We start from the raw sequence: 15,867 nt of genomic DNA on the forward strand, positions 1-15,867 counted from the left end.
CTTTCCGCACTCTTCATGACGTCCACGCCGATGCTCGCTCCTTCGATTACCGAACTCAACCAGCAGGCGGCCGCGCTCTGTTGCGCCGGACAATTCGCCGAGGCTTTGTCGATGGTGACGCCGGCGCTCGCCAACACCACCTTGCCGGAAGATGCGCGTGCCGCTGCATTGAATATCGCAGGCATCTGTTCATTTACCTTGCAGCGACCTGACGATGCGGAGCGCTACTGGCGCGAGTGTCTGCAAATAAACGCAAGCTACGCCGATGTGTACAGCAACCTCGGCATGCTGTTCAAATCGCTCGGACGCCTTGCCGCCGCCAAAGCGATGTACCGGCAGTTGCTCGCGCTGCGGCCGGCCCAGGCGGATGGCCACAATCACTTCGGCGCCGTGCTCTACGAAATGGGCTACCAGGAACCGGCGGAGGCGTCGTATCGCGAGGCGCTCAGGATTCGTCCGGACTACGCGGAAGCCCACTACAACCTCGGCATCCTGCTGCACAAGATGCGCCGGCTGCACGAAGCGGAAGCGGCCTACCGTCAGGCGCTCGACGGGCTGTCCGGTCGCGCCGAGGCGCACAACAATCTGGGCCATGTGCTGATGGACCTTGGCCGTCTCGCCGAGGCCGACGCCGCGTATCGCGAGGCGCTGACGATTCGTCCGCAATACCCTGAGGCGCTCAACAACCTGGGTGGCGTGTTGAAGGCATCGCGGCGCCTGGTCGAGGCCGAGCTGGCTTGCCGGCTTGCATTGACGATTCGCCCAGACTACGCGGAAGCCCATCTGAATCTCGGCACGGTGCTGACCGACCTCGGCCGATTGGCGGAAGCCGAAGCGGCCTATCGCGCGGCGCTCACCTGCCGGGCAAACTACGCTGAGGCGCAGTACAACCTGGGCATCGTGATGTTCGCGCAGGACCGTCTTACCGAAGCCGAGACGGCTTACCGTGAAGCGATTCGTCTGCGGCCCGACATCGTGCATGCGCACAACAACCTCGGCTGCGTGATGCGCCGTCTCGAACGCCTGCCCGACGCCATCGAATGTTTCGACCGTGCATTGACGCTCTGTCCCGAGCTCGCGGAGGCGCATTACAACCTCGGCGTCGCGTTCGCGCAGCTGAGACGCTGGAGCGAAGCGGAACAGGCCTATCGCCAGGCGCTTGCTTTGCGCGCCGACTACGGCGATGCGAAGTTCGGTCTCGGTGTGCTGCTACTCGGCATGGGCCAGTTCGAAGAAGGGTGGCGGCTTTACGAATGCCGCTACGAGCAGCCCGGTCTGATACACAACAAATCGCGCGCGATGCTCGCTTGTCCGCAATGGCAAGGCGACACACTGACGGACAAGTCGCTGTTGATCTGGCAGGAAGACGGTCTCGGCGATATGGTGCAATTCAGCCGCTATATCGCGTTGCTGAAAGCGCAGGGCGCGCGGCACATCGCGTTCGCGTGTGTGCCCGCGCTGCACCGCTTGATGGTCGGCGTCGACGGTGTGGATGCGGTGCTCGATCATCAGGCAGCGATTGCGCAAGTGTCACGCTACGATTGCTGGACCAGCCTCCTGAGTCTGCCAATGCATTTGCGCACGACACTGGATACGATTCCGCGGCCGGTGCGTCTGAACGTCGAGCCTGAACTGATGGAGCAGTGGGGCGCGAAGCTGGAGACCTTGCCGCCGGGACGCCGGATCGGTGTGGTGTGGAAGGGCAATGCGAAGCATCATAACGACGAAAATCGCTCGATTCCTTCGCTCGACATCCTGGCGCCGCTCTGGAGCGTGGCTGGTCTGAGCTTCGTGAGTCTGCAAAAAGGTCAGGGCGAGGACGAGGCGAAGGCCCCCTCGGCCGCGCAGCCGCTGCTTGAGCTCGGTTCAGCCGTAACGGATCTCGCGGACAGTGCTGCGATCCTCGCGCAACTCGATCTGCTGATTTGTGTGGATACGTCCATGGCGCATCTGGCCGCGTCGCTCGGCAAACCGTGCTGGGTGATGTTGCCGGACAAGGATATCGACTGCCGCTGGCTGCACGAGCGCACCGATTCGCCGTGGTATCCGCATACGGTGCGGCTGTTTCGCCGCGCGCTGGGCGAAGATTGGGCCACGCTGGTCGAGCGCGTGCGGCAGGCGAGTGTCGAGCGATTCGGCGTGGCGAGCGGTGTGATCGAACCGTGAGAATGCGCGCACTGCGCGAGGCAATGCAGCGCGTGCCAGTGTCCGTCTAGTGCGTCATGCCCGCTTGCTGGTTGCCGCGCGTTTGCGCGGTGCACGCGCCGGCGCGTGAAAACGGCTCTCGGTCGTCTCGATGGTCTGACCGAGGAACTGCAGGAACATGCTCATCGCGACCGTGGTCGTCAAATCCGAACGCTGATAAAGACAGCTGAACGACTTCGCACCTGCGTCGGCGAGCGCGGTCCATACCAGCTTGCGTTGTGCCACATCGTCCACTACGTTCTCCGCGATCAGAAAGCCGATGCCCACGCCGTGCGCCACCAGTCGGCGCACCATCGGCACCGAACTGGTTTCCACCAGCGGGCGCGCTTTGCGTTGCTCGCGGTGGTCGATCTGATCCACCATCGCGCGTAGTTCGGTGTCTTTCGTCATGAGGACGAGCGGATAGTCGAGACAGTCGCGTAGGCGCGGCCGTTTGTCGAGCTTCGTCAACGGATGGCCGGGCGGCGTGACCAACCCGAGATGTTGCGCGAACGCGCGTACTTCCACAACGCCTGGTGGCGGCTTGCGCCGCAGTCCGTAGCCGATGTCGGCCTCGCCGGTCTCCACCCATTTGAGAATGCTTTCGCCGTTGCCCGAGCGCACGCTGTAGGTCACGCCGGGGTAGCTTTGCATGGCCGCCTGGATCGCGTCGGGCACCAGTTGCTCCGCCGACGAAGGCGACACCGCGAGATTGATATGCCCCCGGCGCAGCGAACGCAGGTCTTCCACTTGCGTCATGGCGTTGTCGAAGTCGCGTTGCCCGCGACGCACTGCTGCAATGATGATCTCGCCCGCCGTGGTGAGTTGCATGCCGCGCGGCAAACGGTCGAAAAGCGGCGAGCCGACCTGCTCCTCGAGATTGAGAATCTGTTGATGCACGGCAGCGGCAGTCAGATGAAGCGATTCGGCCGCCTTACGGATCGAACCACGCCTGACTACCTCGTCGAAACAGCGGAATGTCTGTGATATTGGACGCATCGAAGCACCGTATGGTTTTTGCGAACGGCCTGTATAGAACAATCAGGTTTTCCTGACGGATCGAATAGCCTAGATTTTGCTCCATCATCTTAACGGAGCGAACCATGGCTACCACTGTCGATCAAATTACCCAGCGTCGCCGCGGCGTCGGTCTCATTGCTCACGACCCGGCTCGCTCGGCTGGCGGCTACACGCTGATCGCGCCGCAGACGGCAAGTGGGCGAGTCTATCTCGTCGACATGGCCGGCGAAGTCGTGCACGAATGGCAGATGCCGGTGCGCCCAGGCCGTCATGCGGTGATCCTGCCGAACGGCAATCTCGGCTACAACGGCAATCACGCGACGTCGCAAGCGCGCTACGCAGCGTGGTCGATGTGGCATGGCGGCGATTTCTACGAAGTCACGCCGCAAGGCGAGGTGGTGTGGCGCTACGAAGACCCCGCGCATCACCACGACGCGCAGTGGCTTGCCAACGGCAATCTGTTGTACGCCGCATGCGCGCCGGTGTCCGAGGCATTCGCGCAGCGCGTGCCGGGCGGCACCGCGCATGGCGAGCACGAAACCATGTTCGCGGACGTGATCCGCGAAGTGAATCGCGCCGGCGAACTGGTGTGGGAATGGAAGGCATGGGAACATTTGAATCCCGAGGATTTTCCAATCGCACCCGGCTTTGGACGTTATCACTGGCCGCTCGTGAACGGTCTCGGCGTAAACGCGAAAGGCGAGGTGTTGATGAGCTTGCGCACCACCTCGGGCATCATCGCGGTGGATCGCGAAACGGGTCACGTGACGATGCATATCCCGCCGGGCGTGGTGTCGCACCAGCACGCGCCGGTTTCTCTCGCCAACGGCAACATTCTCGCTTTCGACAACGGCAACTTTCGCAGCGGCGCGCATGTAGCGTTCTCGCGCGTGCTCGAAATCGATCCGTCGACCCACGAAGTGGTGTGGTCCTACGCCGACGACATGGTGAACGCGTTCTACAGCGCGTTCATGGGCAATGCGCAACGTTTGGCGAACGGCAACACGCACATCACCGAGTCGGCCACGGGGCGCCTGTTCGAGGTGACGCCGGCCGGCGAAGTGGTGTGGGAATACGTGATTCCGTGGTTCGGCGAGTACCCGGATGCGGCGGCGCGCCAAACCGGTCCGGGTCAACTGAATAGCGTGTTCCAGACGTTGCGCTACCGGCGCGAGCAACTGCCGTGGCTGCGCACATGAATGTCGCGCGTTTCTTCGAGCCGAACCCTGGAGGTCACGTGAATTCCGAACCCGCTGAACCTGGCGTCGACGCGCGCCTGCCTGCATGGCAACTCGTACTGTTCGGCCTGCAACATGTTCTGTCGATGGCCGCCTCGCCGGTCACTGCCGTGTTCCTGGTGTCCAGGATGCTGTCGCTGCCCGCGGACATGACCGTGCATCTGATCGGCGCGACGTTTTTCGTGTGCGGCGCGGGCACGCTGCTGCAATCGGTGGGCGCGGGTCCGGTCGGTGCCCGCCTGCCGTTCGTGATGGTGCCGGGCGGCGCCCCCGCGATGCTGTTCGCTGTCATCGCCACGCAGACGGATTTGCGTACGGCAGCGGGTGCCGCGATTCTGACCAGCCTGTTCTACTGGCTGATCCTGCCCGTGTTCTCGCGCTGTCTGCGGTTTTTCCCGCGCGTGGTCGTGGGCACGATGCTGCTGCTCGTCTCGGTCAGCCTCATCAAGATCTATGCGGGCATCATCGTCGGACAGCCCGGCACGGCGGGTTTCGCGCGGCCTCAGTCGCTCGCGCTGGCGCTGGTCACGATCGGGGCCACGCTGCTGGTGGCGCGTCTGTTCAAGGGCACCGTGGGCCGACTCGCGGTGCTGTTGGGGCTTGTCGTCGGTACGTTGGCCGGGTGGCTGCTCGGACTGATGCCGGCCGCCGGCATGTGGAACGGCCCGCTCTTCTCGTGGCCGGTCCTGCTGCCGTTCGGCATGCCGCGCTTCGACGTGCTGGCCGCGTTGCCGATGCTGATTTTTAGTGTCATTTCGATGGCCGAGGCGACGGCGCAGACCGTGGCTGTCGGCGAAATAACCGGGCGGAAGATCGATATGCGCCGCGACGTGCCGCGCACGATTCGAGGCGATGCGCTGGCCTCGCTGGCGGGCTCGCTGCTGGGCACCTCGCTCATCATCACCAGCGCGGAAAACATTGGCGTCGTGCAGACCACGGGGGTGCGTTCGCGCTATGTCACCGCGATGGCCGGCACGATGCTGATGATCGTTGCACTGTTCGCGCCGCTCGGCCGCTTCGCCTACGCGATTCCCGCGCCGGTGGTGGGCGGCACCGCGTTGATCGTGTTCGCGATGATCGGCGTGATGGGAATCAACCTGCTCGGCAAGGTCGACCTGCAGGCCCGCGGCAATCAGTACACCCTGGCGGCGGCGCTCGTCGTCGGTCTGATACCGATCCTGGTGCCGAATCTGTATGCCTCGTTTCCGGGCGCGGTGCAGATCGTTTTGGGCAATGGCATGGCGGCCGGCACGCTCACGGCCATCGTCGTCAATCTCGTGTTTGGCGCATGGCGCTTCACACCGGCGGAAAAAATTCAGCCTACCTGATACGGGCCACGACGCCCTCGCAATTTCCCTCCAACGCTTCATCACACGCCATGAAAATAAAATTCGCTTCCCACGCGACGTGGGTCGCGGGCGCGGTTGCGCTCGCCTTTTGCCCCACGGTCCACGCACAAAGCAGTGTCACGCTTTATGGCAGTCTCGATGCGGGTCTCGGTTATGTCAGCAATCTGCACGGCTCTGCCGCGTATATCGCGGAGCAGGGCACGTTGCAAGCCGATCGCTTCGGCTTTCAAGGTGTCGAGGATATCGACGCGGGCCGTTCGGTGGTATTCCGGCTCGAAAGCGGTTTCGTGACGACGACCGGCGCATCCGCAAGTAGCAGCACGTTCTTCAATCGCCAGGCTTATGTTGGACTCGCCGACCCTTCATTTGGCACCGTCACGCTCGGCCGTCAGACCGACTGGAATTTCGAGTGGCTCGGCTCGGTGTCGACTGGTCAATCGCTTGGCGACTTCTCGGCGTTTCACCCAGGCAATCTCGATGGTCTCGGCAGTACTTTGCCCGTGCAATTGTCGAGTACGGTGAAATGGAAGAGCGCGGACTATCACGGCTTGAATCTCGGCGCGTTGTATGGATTTTCCGGCGCGACAGCCAGTAACACCAACGGACGCACGATCAGCTTCGGCGCGAATTACGCGAACGGTCCGCTCAAAGTGGTCGCCGTCTATGCCGAGTATCGCGACCGGTTGCTGCCCTTGTCGAATGGTCTCGGGCTGACGTCGTTCGAAGGGCAAACGCTCGCGGCCGGAGCGACTTTCAATGCGAAGCAGGTGCGGGATGTGGGCATTGGCGGCTCATATCGCTTCGAGCGCGTCACGCTGCATGCGCTCGCCACCGACTTGCGGATTGCGTCCGACGGCGGCAGCGAGCACTTTCGCAGCTTCGACGGCGGTGCGAATCTGCGTCTGACACCCGCCGAGGAAGTGGCGGCCGGAGCATGGACTGCGACGCTCGCGGGGCGCCGCTGGAGTCAGTTCACCCTGGCCAATATCTATTCGCTGTCCAGGAGTACGCAGCTTTACGCAGACCTGATGTTCGAGACCGCGGGTGGCGGAGCGGTGGCTAACACATTGGGGATTGGCGCGTCGTCGAATGGGCGGCAAACGGTGTTCCTCAGCGGGATTCATCACCTGTTCTGAGTGCCGTGCGGCGTGCCGCTATGCCTCCGTGATCTGCATGTGATACAAGCCCCACGGCGACAACTCGAAACGGTCCTTGAGCGGCTTGCCCGAGAGTTCGGCGATGTTGTCCGCATCGTAAATTGCCCACAGCGGCCCCACGCCACCGAGCGGGAGCGGTTTGCCGTCCATTTGCGTGGCGACGATGAACCGGTAGGCGCGGACTTTGTCGAGCGTCGTCATGACGGCATAGCCGTCTACGGCGTGCATCACGATCTGGGTCGATCCCGCCTCCGGCGCACCGACGTGTTTCAGCAGGTCGGTCAGCAGCGGGCCGCTCAATGCGTGTGCCCGCGAGTCGTATTCGGTGGTGGGTTTGATCGTCACTATCGGCAGGCTGGCGATCCAGGGCAGATCGACGCCGTACGCCTCGGAAAACTTCACCTGATGCCTGGCGAGCAGCTGGTCGAATGCGGGGTCGAGCGCGCCGCGATTGTGGCGTTTGATTGCGCCGCTGATGGTCAGCACGACGGGGGCGGCCGCGCATTCGGGGTGCCCGGATTGGGCCGCGAAGGCCGGTGTTGCGCTCGCGCCGAGTATTGCCGCGTGCGTGAGGAATTGGCGTTTATTCATGGTGGGATGCGGTTCGGGCTGAGTCGAAAGGATAGCAGGCGGAAGAATTCGCGCAGACCGATCACTGCGCTGGCTCGCAATACGGCGGTCAACGGGGCGTCCGGTGGTTGCCGCCGGCTCGCCAGATGTTCGTCCATCGCGTTTCAGTGTTGTTCGTCAATGGCTGGCCTGCCCTTGGGTTTGCGTGGAGGTGCTTTTGTAGTTGTAGCAGAAAAGGGCGAAGCCCATTGGCGGTGGTTTGCAAGCAAAGCCCGGTCTAGGTGCACTCGCACGTACTTGATTAAGAAACGCACTTATCAAATTCATATGGCCTTGGCTCGAAAAAATGGAACTGGCTCGGCCATTGAGAACCGACCGACCCGGTTGGCTTCGTTGCCTTTGTCGGCGTCAATTATCATTTTGCCGCCGCCTTATTCGTTTTGCATAAAACGCTTATTTCCGATATTGCTGTCCGCTGTCCGAATGAAAAGCATCCATAGCGAATATTTTTAACAATCTGACGCATTGCTTTCCTCTGAATTTTTGTAGAATTGCGCGTGGCGCGTCTGCGCTGTAAATAAATTATTCAGAGGCGGCATGGGCGCGCAGGACTTAATCACGGCAATATCGGGCGGCCTGATTCAGCAGAACCGGCTTCTGAAACTGGACACGCCGTTGGGCGGCAATGTTTTGTTGCCGCAGCGAGCTATAGGTCGCGCGCGGGTCGGTCGCCATTACGAATTAAGTGTGGATGTCGTTTCAGCGTCTATTGATCTAGAGCTCAAAAATCTGATTGCGCAGCCGATCTGCTTATGGCTGCGGCAGAGCGACAGGTCTTATCTGCCGCGTCACGGATATATTCATACCGTTCGCCGTCTTGGATCAGACGGCGGGCTGACTAGCTATCAGATTAGATTTTCGTCATGGATGCATTTCCTGAAGCTCAGGAAAGACGCTCGCGTCTTCCATGACCAAACAGGCGACGAAATTCTGTCCGCAGTATTTAACCACCATCCTCAAGCGCAAGGCGCATTTCGCTTTGAATTGCGGAAGCCGCTGCCGCAACGGTCGTTTTGTGTTCAATACGAAGACGATTGGAATTTCTGTCACCGGCTGATGGAATCGGAGGGCCTCTTTTGCCATGTAGAGCACGCCGAAGACGGTAAGTCGCACAGGCTGGTTATAACCGACGATGTCTATTCGCTGAAGTCCGTCGAACCTGTCACTCTGCAATTCTCTCGAGCTGGTTCAAATACTTCATCCGACGCATGGGTCCTGTGGTCCGGCTCGCGCAAGCTCCATAGTGCGTCACTGTCCACGAGAACGTTCGACTACAAATCTCCCGGCAATGACAAGTCGACCAACGTACCTACCTTGCCGACGCATGGAAATCTGCCCTTCCAGGCCGAAGTCTATGAATATACCGGTGCATATACTCATCTGTCTCAGGACCGCGGCGACCACTTGTCGAAGGTCAGGATGGAAGAGTGGGAGTCGCGGGCGAAGCGCTTCACCGCCGTTGGCGGCGCCCGAAACATTGACGCCGGAAAATGGTTCGAACTTCGCGGTCATCCTGAACATGACCGGGACGCGGCGGAGCAGCGACAGTTCGTAGTTATCGAAGCGCGCTGGTACATCGAAAACAATCTCCCGGTTTCGACCACCGCCGATTTGCCGCACAGTCTCAAAACGGAAATCGCGCAAGTGCGCACAGTACATGCAGGCGCCGCCTCCGCGTTCCATGTCGCACACGCCGACCGGAGCGAAGGTTTTTATCTCGTTGAGGTGGAAGCTCAGCGCCGCACGGTCCCTTTCCGTAGCCCGCTGGAGCATCCGAAGCCGATAATGAACCTGCAGACGGCTACGGTCGCCGGACCGGCCAGTGTGGAGGTTCACACAGACGAGTTGAACCGCATCAAAGTCCTTTTCCACTGGGACCGCTTGAATAGCGGTGATGAAAACGCTTCGTGCTGGGTCCGGGTGGCCTACTCCGACACGGGGAGCGCCTACGGTGGCGTCCATGTGCCGCGAGTCGGTGAAGAGGTCATCGTCTCTTTCATCGATGGCGACTGCGACCGCCCCATCGTCACCGGCCGGGTATTCAATTCCGGCAATTCACCGCACTGGCATTCCAACGGACTGCTATCGGGATACAAGTCCAAAGAGTATGGCGGAGCCGGCTATAACCAGTTGGTGATGGATGATGCGAGCGGTCAGAACCGGGTCCAGTTGTATTCGACCAGTACGGATGTGCACTTGCACCTTGGGTATCTCATCGAGCAGTCCGGCAACACGCGGGGCTCTTATCTGGGCAGTGGGTTCGACTTGAAGACCGACGCCTACGGTGCCATTCGGGCGGGGCGGGGCTTGTACATGTCGACTCATGCGGCGAACGGTTCTTCGAGCCAGCCGCTCGATGTTCGAGGAGCTCAACAGCAGCTCGTCAATTCCGAAAGCGTTATCGAGTCTTTATCAAATGCTGGCGAGGCGCATCAGGCCGAAAGTTTGGTTGACGGACGTGATTCACTCAAGGCGTTCGCCGACGCGACACAGAACAGCGTCTCCGGAGCATCGTCGAAAGGACGTACCGCTGGCGGGGGCATGGGCACTGCCAATGCTTTCAATGAGCCAGTGATGCTCCTCGCGAGTCCGGCAGGCATTGCCCTGTCGACCCAGCGCTCCACGCATGTTGCAGCGGACGAGCAGATCAATATCGTCAGCGGGCAAAACACGCATATGGCGACTGGTAAATCGCTGGTGGCAAGCGTCGCTCAGAAACTCAGCGTCTTCGTCCAGAACGCCGGCATGAAGGTATTTGCGGCAAAGGGAAAAGTCGAGATTCAGGCTCACTCGGACAACATCGAACTGTCAGCGCAGAAGACACTTCGTTTGGTGTCCGCTACTGAGAAAATCGAGGCCGCGGCAGACCAGGACATCCTGTTGACGTCGGGTGGCGCATACATCCGCATCTCGGGCGGAAACATCGAAATACATGCGCCCGGCAACGTCGACATAAAAGGCAGTCAGCATTCGTTCAACGGGCCCGCCAGTACCAGCTATCCTCTGACGGCATTGCCGACGTCGGGATACGATACGGCCATGCAGTATCTTTATCACGACGACGAACCCGTTCAGGGCGCGAAATATGTTGCGACGCTCTCTGACGGTAGCATTCGACAGGGCACGTTGGACATGTACGGGCGGATGAGTCTCGAGGACGTGCCAGTGGGACCGGTCAAGGTTGAGCTGGGACCGGATTCCCGTTCATATGCGCGCAAGGACCAGATTAATAATCCAGATTTTAAAAGCGAGCAACTGACTGACGCCAGTATCGACTCGTTGATTCAGAAGCACGGGGGAGCGTGACAGTGAGCTGGAGTGTAGAAGACTTCAAGACGACTTCTCTGGAGGTCGGCCAGTGGTGCTGGGGCACCCTGCAGGGTGCATTCAACGAGAAACAGACGATTAGCCAGGTTATCACCGATGCCGCCATCGGTATGATTCCGCTCGTGGGGGATGTCACGGCCGTCCGCGACCTCTTGTCAGTGAGTATCGGAATGAGTTCGGACCCGCGAAAACGCCAGGAGGTCATGCAGTGGGTCTTATTCATTGTTCTCATATTCGCGCTGATTCCGGTTGTCGGAGGTGTTATCAAAGGCGTGGGCCGGCTGGCATTGCGCGTCCTCGGCGACGCGGCAAAAGATGCCGAACTACTGCAAGAAATTGTTCAGTTTCTTAACCGGATGGGGCACGGTGATGCGCCAAAGTGGTTGAAAGCGCTGGATATCGGCCAGTACCAGTCGCAGTTGCTCTCGAAGGTAAAAGACTTTTGTGCCACGGTACGGCTGGCTATCGAGCGCTCGTTAAAGGCGCGCGTCGGTCAACTGTTGCCCGAGATGTGGCGCGCGGAGCTCGAACGGGTTGGAGACGGGTTTCGCGCCGTGCAGGATCTGGCGGACCAGATGGTCCCGAAAGCTGTCAAGGAACTCGATGCCAAACTGAAGACCCTGCAGAATATGGTCTATCGTGGCGAGATTCATGAGATTACAACCGGTGGCATGCCGAAGGTGAGGCGCGAGGCCGAGGCGTACCTGGAGGAGCGCAAGCTTGCGCGGGAAATACGGCAGGGCAAGTTTGCATCGACAGAGTGTTTGGCTGACAAGGGCAAGATTGAAGCCGCAATTCGGGGCAAGTATCAATCGAAAATCGACCAGGGCTGGCCGGATATTCTGGCAGATACCACGACAGAAGTACCTGCATTTAGAGGCGAGAAGGTCTTTCGAACACTGTCTACGTTTCATGGCCAAGTCGCCGCAGTAGACGCCGCGGAGCTTGCGGGAAAAACGCTGTATCGCGCTTTCGGCAACCCGTCAAAACACGCGTCGTGGGGCAGCAAAGCTGCCGGCGGCCGGCAGCCGGCATTTTGGGGATTAAGTAATGCCCCGAAAGACGCAGAAGAATGGCGAATCCGGTCAGCCGTGCTCGACGAATGGAACGGGAACGGTTTTCTTGCGGTTGTACATCTGCCCAGTAACTTTGCGACACAAATGCCATCGGCGAAAGGCTGGTCAGGACAGATAGCCGAACAGTTCGGAAATGATATCCCTGCGCAATTTCTTGAAGGGGGAGGGCAGCAAATAGTAGTTGACCTAGGCGCGCTCGCGACAGAAATTACGCGTATCGGCGAAAACGTCAAGAAAACTGGAATCGGGGTGTCGGAGACAATTGGCGGAGTTCAAATCCAGTTCTACCCGACACATTGGACGAACGTCGAAGACTTATATGGGTACAGCAAATTCTCCGACGACATATCTAAGACTGCACGAACGCGTCGGCTCGCCAGCGACGAAATCCAGACGAAAGTTACAAATAGCCGTGCGACCGCTACAGTGCGCACCGGAAACGCCGAAAATCAGGAGCAATTGCAGTGAGTGCTGCCGGTACGCCGTATGACATGCAAGACCAAGAAACGAGACGCCGAGTCTTCTGGTTGCTCAAGCGGCTAACCAGCTACTCCCTATGGGAGCGTAAGCGCGATGCCTGGCAGGCTTTTGCTGCTGCATACGAGAATGCGGTTCAGATCTGGCCAGAAAGTCAGCCCGAACAGATGGACGCAGACAGGCTACCTCGAATTTTCGAGACGCTGAGTGCATTTAACAAAGGGCTCGATCAGCTTCGAAGTGGTCACCGCTTCGTGTGGCGCACTGGCGAGCCGTTGCAAGTAGCGGTGGTTAATTCCGGCGCGATTGCGAGCTTTCTTTATCCCCACCCTGACTACTGGGAACGCGGTGCTCAGTTCGCGCCTTATCCCGACAAGGTTGAAACACTTCACCGATTGCTTCTTGCCAGTCAGTATGAGGGCGAATACGCACCTATCGAAGTTCCGTTCGTTGCTCACATGGCAGCTCGGTACAGTAGTGCAGGAGGTCTGCTAAACCAGGATGCTTATAGATACCAGTTCTACGAGCTTCCCTATCCGGTCTTTCCGGACGTCCTTCCTCCCCTTCCTGCAGCGACCGACATCGTCATTAGCTCGGGGCGTTGCGTTCCCGTCGACGGCATATGGGAGCCCATCAAAATAGAGCGGGAAAAGCTGTTCGGTATCGTTCCGATAGGTGTAAAGAGCACAGAAAATAACGGTTGTTTCAATTATTTGGTGATGGGCACAAAGGCGCCCAATATCGTTGGCGATTGGAACCAGGCAGTTTCAAAAGCCGACAGAATCGGTACGCACTGGCGTCTTCTCTGGGAAGACACTCGATACAGGAACGGCGTGATCCCAGATGAATCCGGATACTTCCTCGCGCCCAAAGAAAGTTACGAAGAAGCCGCAAAGGAACAACCGGTAGGCGAGGTTGAGGTCCGTACAGGCGAAGTTTGCCCGGTGTCGGGTACGTGGGAGGCAAAGGGATTCCACACTCACCGTGTCGAGTTGTCGAAGGGCAAGGTCATGCCCGATGTTCTAGCCAATGTTCCAGGCTCGGGAGAGCGCCGCGTTCACTGGGTCACATGGCGCCTTATCAAACGCGTGTGAATGTCCGATGCATTGCCAACAACTCGATTGAACGAGGCAGGATGCAACGCTTATACCGCGGAGTCGTCGGAACGGCGAATTGCGGATCGGCATCGAGCACATCCAGTTCCAACCCGCGCGAGCTGTGAACAGGCCGGCCATCCTTTCCTCAACTTCTCATGTGAGGTGCCGATAATCCATGTGCCGTCTTTGCATTCAAACAGGAAAATAAAAATGCGCACATTGGTTTCATTGCTGGCCACCGCCTCGGCGCTCGCCTTCCTCCCCGGCTGCTCGACGACTCAGAACGTCACCGCCGGTCCTCAAGTGAAAAACTCACCGATGACGACAGCGTGTTTCACCGCGCATGGCGGCAGGTCGGCGGATATGGATGCAGCGATCCAGCGAAACCTGGAGAACCACGGAGTGTCGGTCTCGCTGGCGCCAAAATGCGACAACGCGGATATGAGTGTCACCTACACCGATAGCTGGTTTTGGGACATTGTCATGTATCTGCGGTCAATGGACATCCGTTTCTACAAAGCCCCAAGCGGTGGCCTAATTGCATCCGGACACTGGAAGAACTCAGTATTGCATCAGTTTCCGAACGCGGACGGCGTCGTTCAGGATTTGATGGACCAAATGTTTACGCAAACTGGCGAGCCGAGCGCGGTTCGAACCAAGGCTGCATCGAACTAGCCAATGCCTGCCCGGCATGCGGAACTGTGCACCGCCTCGGTGACAAGGTTTCTCCTCGCCGGGCCGCTCACAACCCCGTAAAAACCCTCGAATTATCTTACCGATAAACAGATTAGATAGCATTGAACGCCCCTTTAGGTGCGTCTGACGTCCCTTCAAATCCTACAATAACCCTCATCACATACCGAACAATGGCGGGTTGGAAATGGCTGACAAGGCGATGTTGGTGGTAAGCGCGCATAGCGCTGATTTCGTGTGGCGGGCAGGCGGCGCCATTGCGTTGCACAAACAGAATGGATATCGGGCCAAGGTCGTGTGCCTGTCGTTCGGCGAGCGCGGCGAGTCGGCCAAGCTGTGGCGCAAGGGCGAGATGACGATCGAAAAGGTCAAGACGGCGCGCCGTGAAGAAGCCGAGCGCGCAGCGGATATCCTCGGCGCCGAAGTGGAGTTCTTCGATCTCGGCGATTACCCGCTGCGCGTCTCCGATGAAGCGCTGCTGCGTCTGGTCGATGTCTATCGCGAACTGCAACCGGCGTTCGTATTGAGCCATTCATTAAAAGACCCCTACAACTTCGATCATCCGCTTGCGATGCACGTCGCCCAGGAGGCGCGCATCATCGCGCAGGCAGAGGGCCATAACCCGGGCCAGAAGGTGGTGGGCGCACCGCCCGTGTACGCCTTCGAACCGCATCAGACCGAGCAGTGCGAGTGGATGCCGAACACCTTTCTCGACATCACCGAGGTGTGGGACACCAAGCGCCGCGCGATCGAGTGCATGGCAGGCCAGGAACATCTGTGGGATTACTACACGCGCGTCGCACTGCAACGTGGCGTGCAGGCCAAGCGCAACATCGGCATCACGGCTACACGCGACATTCAATACGCCGAAGGTTATCAGCGCATCACACCCACGGTGACGGGAGACCTGTCATGAAGCGCGGTGTCGTAGTCACAAATATCGGTCGCGCCGATCCGCGCGATGTAGCCGTCCTGCAGCAGGCAGGCGCGGCCACGGTCCATGAAGCGCAGAGCCGCCTCGGCCTGCTCGCATCGTATATGCGGCCGATCTATTCCGGCGCGGCAATTGCCGGTTCCGCGGTCACGGTGCTGGTGCCGCCCTCCGACAACTGGATGCTGCACGTCGCAGTCGAACAGTGCCGCGAAGGTGACGTGCTCGTGGTCGCGCCCACCTCGCCCTGCGAGGACGGCTATTTCGGCGACCTGCTGGCCACGTCGCTGAAGGCCCGCGGCGTGCGCGGCCTGATCATCGACGCGGGCTGCCGTGACCTCGCCTCGCTGAAAGAAATGAACTTCCCGGTCTGGTCGAAGGCGGTGTCTGCGCAAGGCACGGTCAAGGAAACGCTGGGCTCGGTGAATGTGCCGGTGGTTTGCGCGCAGCAGATCGTCAACCCCGGCGACGTGATCGTCGCGGACGATGACGGCATCGTGGTCGTGCCGCTCGCCACCGTGGCTAGTGTGGTGAAAGCGACTCAGGCGCGCATCGCGAAAGAAGAGAAGACGCGGGCGGTACTGGCCGGTGGCACGCTCGGTCTCGACTACTACGGCATGCGCGAGAAACTCGCGGAAAAAGGCCTGCGCTACGTCGCTTCGGCCGACGATCTGTGACGGAGGGCCCG

Annotated in this window: 12 protein-coding genes; 10 read left to right on the forward strand and 2 right to left on the reverse strand. The window is 59.9% G+C overall.

Annotated elements, in window-relative coordinates; genetic code table 11:
- Nucleotides 1–15 precede the first annotated feature (15 nt).
- A complete protein-coding gene (locus tag FQ705_RS12800) occupies nucleotides 16–2,166 on the forward strand; it encodes a tetratricopeptide repeat protein (RefSeq protein ID WP_144141295.1) in 2,151 nt (716 codons plus the stop codon).
- A 54-nt stretch (nucleotides 2,167–2,220) separates the two neighbouring features.
- Here the strand turns inward: FQ705_RS12800 and FQ705_RS12805 are convergent, their stop codons facing one another.
- Entirely contained in the window at nucleotides 2,221–3,183 is a 963-nt protein-coding gene (locus FQ705_RS12805) for a LysR family transcriptional regulator (protein ID WP_144141297.1), read from the reverse strand.
- A 104-nt stretch (nucleotides 3,184–3,287) separates the two neighbouring features.
- Here FQ705_RS12805 and FQ705_RS12810 point away from each other — a divergent pair, with 104 nt between their 5' ends.
- Genes FQ705_RS12810 through FQ705_RS12820 form a run of 3 tightly spaced genes read left to right on the forward strand, consistent with a single transcriptional unit; the run spans nucleotide 3,288 to nucleotide 6,927 of the window.
- Nucleotides 3,288–4,403 carry an aryl-sulfate sulfotransferase gene (locus FQ705_RS12810; protein WP_144141299.1) on the forward strand — a complete coding sequence of 372 codons (1,116 nt, stop codon included), beginning with the start codon at nucleotides 3,288–3,290 and terminating at the stop codon, nucleotides 4,401–4,403.
- Nucleotides 4,404–4,441: 38 nt separating this feature from the next.
- Nucleotides 4,442–5,770 carry a uracil-xanthine permease family protein gene (locus FQ705_RS12815; protein ID WP_186307844.1) on the forward strand — a complete coding sequence of 443 codons (1,329 nt, stop codon included), beginning with the start codon at nucleotides 4,442–4,444 and terminating at the stop codon, nucleotides 5,768–5,770.
- 50 nt (nucleotides 5,771–5,820) lie between these two features.
- Complete coding sequence (locus FQ705_RS12820; RefSeq protein WP_144141301.1) at nucleotides 5,821–6,927, forward strand: porin; 1,107 nt, start codon at nucleotides 5,821–5,823, stop codon at nucleotides 6,925–6,927.
- Nucleotides 6,928–6,945: 18 nt separating this feature from the next.
- On the opposite strand, the gene FQ705_RS12825 is transcribed toward FQ705_RS12820, so the two are convergent.
- On the reverse strand, nucleotides 6,946–7,539 hold the full coding sequence (locus FQ705_RS12825; protein WP_144141303.1) for a molybdopterin-dependent oxidoreductase: 594 nt from the start codon (nucleotides 7,537–7,539) through the stop codon (nucleotides 6,946–6,948).
- 576 nt (nucleotides 7,540–8,115) lie between these two features.
- Here FQ705_RS12825 and FQ705_RS12830 point away from each other — a divergent pair.
- The 6 genes from FQ705_RS12830 to FQ705_RS12855 all read left to right on the forward strand — a co-directional run bounded on the left by FQ705_RS12830 (nucleotide 8,116) and on the right by FQ705_RS12855 (nucleotide 15,856).
- Nucleotides 8,116–10,884, forward strand: coding sequence for a type VI secretion system Vgr family protein (locus FQ705_RS12830; RefSeq protein WP_144141305.1), 2,769 nt, complete (start codon nucleotides 8,116–8,118; stop codon nucleotides 10,882–10,884).
- Nucleotides 10,885–10,886: 2 nt separating this feature from the next.
- Nucleotides 10,887–12,449, forward strand: coding sequence for a hypothetical protein (locus tag FQ705_RS12835; RefSeq protein ID WP_144141307.1), 1,563 nt, complete (start codon nucleotides 10,887–10,889; stop codon nucleotides 12,447–12,449).
- A gap of 23 nt (nucleotides 12,450–12,472) precedes the next feature.
- On the forward strand, nucleotides 12,473–13,552 hold the full coding sequence (locus FQ705_RS12840) for an Imm72 family immunity protein (RefSeq protein WP_144141309.1): 1,080 nt from the start codon (nucleotides 12,473–12,475) through the stop codon (nucleotides 13,550–13,552).
- A complete protein-coding gene (locus FQ705_RS12845) occupies nucleotides 13,553–14,230 on the forward strand; it encodes a hypothetical protein (RefSeq protein WP_144141311.1) in 678 nt (225 codons plus the stop codon).
- A 205-nt stretch (nucleotides 14,231–14,435) separates the two neighbouring features.
- A complete protein-coding gene (locus tag FQ705_RS12850) occupies nucleotides 14,436–15,164 on the forward strand; it encodes a PIG-L deacetylase family protein (RefSeq protein WP_144141313.1) in 729 nt (242 codons plus the stop codon).
- Entirely contained in the window at nucleotides 15,161–15,856 is a 696-nt protein-coding gene (locus FQ705_RS12855) for a 4-carboxy-4-hydroxy-2-oxoadipate aldolase/oxaloacetate decarboxylase (protein ID WP_144141315.1), read from the forward strand. Before FQ705_RS12850 ends, FQ705_RS12855 begins: the two co-directional genes overlap by 4 nt.
- Nucleotides 15,857–15,867 lie beyond the last annotated feature (11 nt).

Source organism: Paraburkholderia sp. BCC1884 (assembly GCF_900996225.1).
GTDB lineage: Bacteria > Pseudomonadota > Gammaproteobacteria > Burkholderiales > Burkholderiaceae > Paraburkholderia.